The 5,244-nt window shown below is 74.9% G+C and carries 4 protein-coding genes; 1 reads left to right on the top strand and 3 read right to left on the bottom strand.

The genetic code is table 11. The features are described from left to right. Positions 1-29: 29 nt before the first annotated feature. The 3 genes from ACFV6I_RS37310 to ACFV6I_RS37320 form a co-directional block, all read right to left on the bottom strand. Positions 30-563 carry a hypothetical protein gene (locus ACFV6I_RS37310; protein WP_063347699.1) on the bottom strand — a complete coding sequence of 178 codons (534 nt, stop codon included), beginning with the start codon at positions 561-563 and terminating at the stop codon, positions 30-32. Between the two features lie 104 nt (positions 564-667). Continuing rightward, positions 668-2,884 carry an ATP-dependent DNA helicase RecG gene (recG, locus tag ACFV6I_RS37315; RefSeq protein ID WP_380376613.1) on the bottom strand — a complete coding sequence of 739 codons (2,217 nt, stop codon included), beginning with the start codon at positions 2,882-2,884 and terminating at the stop codon, positions 668-670. Positions 2,885-2,935: 51 nt separating this feature from the next. Further along, the gene (locus ACFV6I_RS37320; protein WP_380430498.1) at positions 2,936-4,567 is read right to left on the bottom strand and encodes a DAK2 domain-containing protein; all 1,632 of its coding nucleotides are present in this window, start codon (positions 4,565-4,567) and stop codon (positions 2,936-2,938) included. Positions 4,568-4,866: 299 nt separating this feature from the next. Here ACFV6I_RS37320 and rpmB point away from each other — a divergent pair, with 299 nt between their 5' ends. Continuing rightward, positions 4,867-5,052, top strand: coding sequence for a 50S ribosomal protein L28 (gene rpmB / locus ACFV6I_RS37325; RefSeq protein ID WP_014138233.1), 186 nt, complete (start codon positions 4,867-4,869; stop codon positions 5,050-5,052). Positions 5,053-5,244: the final 192 nt, after the last annotated feature.

Consider the following 5,244-nt stretch of genomic DNA (forward strand, 5'->3'; position numbering starts at 1 on the left):
CACCGTCCCAGCCGGCCCCGGGGCGCCTCTCAGCTCGCCTCGGAGCCCGCCGGCGGGACCGGGGCGGCCGCGCCGAGCAGCGCCGGCGAGGCGTAGCGGGACCAGGACAGGCAGCCGTCGGGCGGGCAGAACTCGGGGCGGCGCGGGTCGTGCCCGAGCTCGCGCAGCTTGGTGCGGACGGAGTCGGGGGTGCGGCCGAAGCGGGCGGCGATCCGGGCGATGGTCTCGCCGTCGTGGAAGCGCCGGACCAGCTCCTCCTCGTGCTGCGGGACCCAGGGGGCGCCGTGGCCGGGGTACAGCTCGCGCAGCACGTCGCGGTCGGGGATGGGCTCGGAGACGTCGGCGACGATCGCCAGCGCCCGCAGCGCGCGGTTGAGCGCGATCCGCAGCGAGGCGACGTCCTCGACCGGCAGGCGGAGCTTGCCCGAGGCGAGCGGCTGGGCGGCCGCCCCCTCGCGCCAGCCGGTCAGGGTGAGGGTGACCTCGCGGTCGTCGTCGCTGGCGAGTTCGATCCGAAAGACCTTGTCGCCCAGCGGGAGCTCGTTGAGGTGACGGAATGCCATGGCAGGACCCCCAAATGTCGTGCCAGGTACGCACCTTGGGGTGCGCCCTGAACACCTTCATTCTCTCGCGGGGGTCTGACAATTCCGGGGCCGGCGGCGGCCGCTCAGCCCTTCTCCATGTAGGCCGCGCGGTCCTCGTCGAGCAGGCTCTCCAGCGCGGTGCGCAGCTCCGGGTGGGCGGCCAGCTCGCGGTCCTCGGCGACCAGCCGGGTGGCCTCCGTCCGGGCGGTGAGGATGACCTCCTCGTCCTCCAGCACCGAGAGCACCTTGAGCGAGGACTTCACCCCGGACTGCGCCTGGCCCAGCACGTCGCCCTCGCGGCGCTGTTCGAGGTCGATCCGGGACAGCTCGAAGCCGTCCAGGGTGCCGGCCACCGCGTCCAGCCGGGCCCGGGCGGCGCTGCCCGCGGGCATGTCGCTGACCAGCAGGCACAGGCCCGCGGCGCTGCCGCGGCCGACCCGGCCGCGCAACTGGTGGAGCTGGGAGACGCCGAAGCGGTCGGCGTCCATGATGACCATCGCGGTCGAGTTGGGGACGTTGACGCCGACCTCGATGACGGTGGTGGCGACCAGCACGTCCACCTCGCCGGCCGTGAACCGGCGCATCACCTCGTCCTTGGCCTCCGGGGCCAGCCGGCCGTGCAGGATCTCCACCCGCAGGCCCTGCAACGGCCCCTCGACCAGCTTCCCGGCGGTCTCCACCACCGAGAGCGGGGGCCGCCGTTCGTCGCTCCCGGCACCGGCGTCGGCGACGTCCTCCAGGTCCTCCTCGGCCGCCTTCCGCTTCTTCTTCGGCTCGGCGGCGGGCTCCTCGTCCCCGATCCGGGGGCAGACCACGTACGCCTGGTGGCCCTTGGCGACCTCCTCGCGCACGCGCTCCCAGGCCCGGGTGAGGAAGTTGGGCTTCTCCAGCGCGGGGACGACGTGGGTGGAGATCGGCGAGCGGCCGGCCGGCAGCTGGTCGAGGACGGAGGTCTCCAAGTCCCCGAAGACGGTCATCGCGACGGTGCGCGGGATCGGGGTGGCGGTCATCACCAGCAGGTGCGGCGGCTGTTCGCCCTTGGCGCGCAGGGCGTCCCGCTGTTCGACGCCGAAGCGGTGCTGCTCGTCGACCACGACCAGGCCGAGGTCCTGGAACTGGACCTTGTCCTCGATCAGCGCGTGGGTGCCGATGGCGATGCCCGCGTCGCCGCAGGCCATGTCGAGCAGCGCCTGGCGGCGGGCCGGGACGCCCATGGAGCCGGTCAGCAGCACCACCCGGGTGCCGAGGTCGGAGCCGCCGAGCATGCCGCCCTCCGCCAGGTCGCCCATCATCTCGACGATCGAGCGGTGGTGCTGCTGGGCCAGCACCTCGGTGGGCGCGAGCAGCACCGCCTGGCCGTCCGCGTCGACCACGGCGAGCATGGCGCGCAGCGCGACCAGGGTCTTGCCGGAGCCGACCTCGCCCTGGAGCAGCCGGTGCATCGGGTGCTCGCTCGCGAGGTCGGCGGCGATCTCGGCGGACACCTTCTGCTGGCCCTCGGTGAGGGTGAACGGCAGCCGGGCGTCGAAGGCGTCCAGCAGGCCGCCCGCGCGGGCCCGGCGCGGGACGGCGGGCAGTGCGGACTCGGCGGCCCGGCGCTGGGCCAGGGCGACCTGGAGGACGAAGGCCTCGTCCCAGCGCAGCCGGCTCTGGGCGAGCTCGCGGTCGGCCTGGCCGCGCGGGCGGTGGATCAGCTCCAGCGCCTCGGGCAGCGGGATCAGCCCGTGCCGCTCGCGCAGTTCGGCGGGCAGTGGCTCGCCGACGTCGCCCAGGTGCTTGGTGAGGGCCGTCTCGATGCAGATCGACAGCTTCCAGCTGGGCATCTGCGCGCTGGCGCCGTAGACCGGGATGAGCCGGCCGGCGAACTGCCGGGCGGCGTCCGACCCGGCCTCCTCGTCGAGCAGCTGGTAGTCCGGCGAGACCAGCTGACGGCTGCGGTTGAAGACGCCGACCTTGCCCGCGAACAGGCCCTGGGCGCCGGACTTGAGCTCCTTCTGCCGCCAGCCCTGGTTGAAGAAGACCAGCGAGAGCCGGCTGCGGCCGTCGGTGACGACGACCTCCAGCCGGTCGCCCTTGCGGCCGCGGAACGGGATCAGGGTGACCTTCTCGATCCGGGCCAGCACGGTGACGTGCTCGTCGATCTCCAGCTCGTCCAGGCTGGTGAGCTGGCCGCGTTCGACGTAGCGGCGCGGATAGTGGTGCAGCAGGTCCCCGACCGTGCGCAGCTTGAGGCTGTCGGCGAGCACCTTCGCGGTGCGGTCGCCGACGAGTTTGGTCAGTGGTTCATCGAGAGCGCCCATCAGGCCCCTGTCTACACCACGGGGCCGACATTCCGGGCCCCGCGGCGTGCCCTACTCCACCCCGATGAGCAGCGGCGCGGACTCCTGGCCGCCGTGGAAGACCACCGCGTCGACCTCGGGCCGCCGGTGCCGGGCGTGCGCCACCAGGCGGTCGGCGAGCGCCTCGTCGGCGCCCTCGCCGAGGACCAGGGTGACGAGTTCGCCGCCCGCGCCGAGCATCCGGTCCAGCACGCTCGCCCCGACCTCGGCCAGCCCGGTGCCGATCACCGCGACGTCGCCGTCGATCAGGCCGAGCACGTCCCCGGCCTGGCAGACCCCGGCCATCGTCCAGGACTCCCCCTCGGCCACGGCGAGTTCGGCGTACCGGGTGGCGCCGGCCGCGGAGGTCATGGCGACCACGTCCTCGTCGAAGCGGCGGCCGCCCTCGTGCACCGCGAGCGCCGCCAGGCCCTGCACCGGCGAGCGGGTCGGCAGCACGGCGATCCGCACGCCCTCCTCGCGCAGCTGGTCGGCGGCGGCCCCGGCGGCGGCGCGCAGTTCGGGGTCGTTGAGCAGCAGGACGACCTCGCGGGCGGCCGAGCGGCGCACGGCGGCGGCGAGTTCGGCACTGGCCGGCGGACGGTCCGGGTCGGCGTGCAGGGCGACGGCGCCGGCCTGCTCGCACAGCTCGGCCAGCCCCCCGCCGGACACCACGCAGAGCACCGCGCGGGCCCGTTCCCGGCGTTCGCCGCGCTCGGCGGCGCTGCCGGCCCGGGCGGCGGCCTCGGCGAAGTGCGTGATCCGGATCTGGTGCGGCCGCCCGGCCTCGACCCCGGCCTCGACGGCGGCGCCCGCGTCGTCCACGTGGACGTGCACGTTCCACAGGCCGTCGCCGCCGCCGACCACCAGGGAGTCGCCGAGCGCTCCGAGCCGCTCGCGCAGCGCGGGCAGGGCCTCGTCGGGCGCGTCGAGCAGGTAGATCACCTCGAACGCGGGGTGGCCGGGGCCCGGCGGCCTCAGGTGCACCGCACAGCTCTCGACCGCCCGGACGTCCCCGCGCAGTGCGACCGGGCCCATCGGCTGCTGCCCGGCGACGGCGTCGGCGAGCGCGCCGAGCACGGCGACCAGGCCGCGCCCGCCGGCGTCCACGACCCCGTTCTCGGCCAGCACGGCGAGCTGTTCGGGGGTGTGCCGCAGCGCGTCCCGGGCGGCCCGGTAGGCGGTGTCGGCGACCTGCGCGAGCCCGTCCCCGGCCCGGACGGCCTCCCGGGCCGCGACCCGGGCGACGGTCAGCAGGGTGCCCTCGACGGGCTCCGCGACGGCCTGGTAGGCGGAGTCGGCGGCCCGTTGCAGGGCGGCCCGCAGCTGGTCGGCGCCGCCGCCCTCGGCGAGCGTCTCGGCGGTGCCGCGCAGCCACTGGGCGAGGATCACCCCGGAGTTGCCGCGGGCGCCGATCAGCGCGCCGCGGGCCATCGCCCGTGCGGTGTCGGCCAGGCCGGGGGCCGGGTCGGCGGCGGGGTCGGCGAAGCGGCTCTCCACCTCGGCGGCGGCGGACTCGACGGTCAGGTAGAGGTTGGTGCCGGTGTCGCCGTCCGGGACGGGATAGACGTTGAGCGCGTCGATCTCCTCGCGGGCCTGGCCGAGCGCACGCAGGGCGAGCTGGCACCAGGTGCGCACGGCCGGGGCGTCGAGCGTGTGCAGCACCAGGTCTCCTCCGGGTGGGACGCCGCGACGGCCTGCGGGGCAGCAGCACGGCCAAGGCCGCGGCGAGGGGTGATACCGGCAGGTTATCGGGGGCCGGGGAGGGTCGCCCGGACCGGCGACCGGAGCGATCACCCTGCCGGACATGGTAGTTTCGTTGAACCGGAACAGGCGTTGTATGCTCTTCCGGTTGCCTGGAACAATCCAGGCTCACCCCTCGGTCCGGTCAGGTTCACGCGAGTGCTCCGCTGGTCCAGCGGGGTTGTCGAACGTAAATGATCTGAAGTCTTGGAGTGACTCCTGTGGCTGCCAACTGCGACGTCTGCGGCAAGGGGCCGGGCTTCGGCAACAGCATCTCCCACTCGCACCGCCGTACCCCCCGTCGTTGGAACCCCAACATTCAGACGGTGCGCGCTGTGATTGGGCGGACGCCGAAGCGGCTCAACGTCTGCACCTCGTGCATCAAGGCCGGTAAGGTCTCGCGCTGACGCGCAGACCGGCATGCCGGTCCTCCAGTGATGGCGGGGTGGGACACCGTGTAACGCGGGTCGGGGTTTTTGTGGGCCGCGGGTACGGCCCCCCGCCCCCCGCCCCCGGGGGCGCCCCCGGGCCCCGGCTCCACGCCCCGCGGGCGCGGCGCGGGGCGGGGGGGGCGCGCCCCCGCCGGCCCGCCGCCGCGG

It is taken from the genome of Kitasatospora sp. NPDC059803, from assembly GCF_042732255.1.
Lineage (GTDB): Bacteria > Actinomycetota > Actinomycetes > Streptomycetales > Streptomycetaceae > Kitasatospora.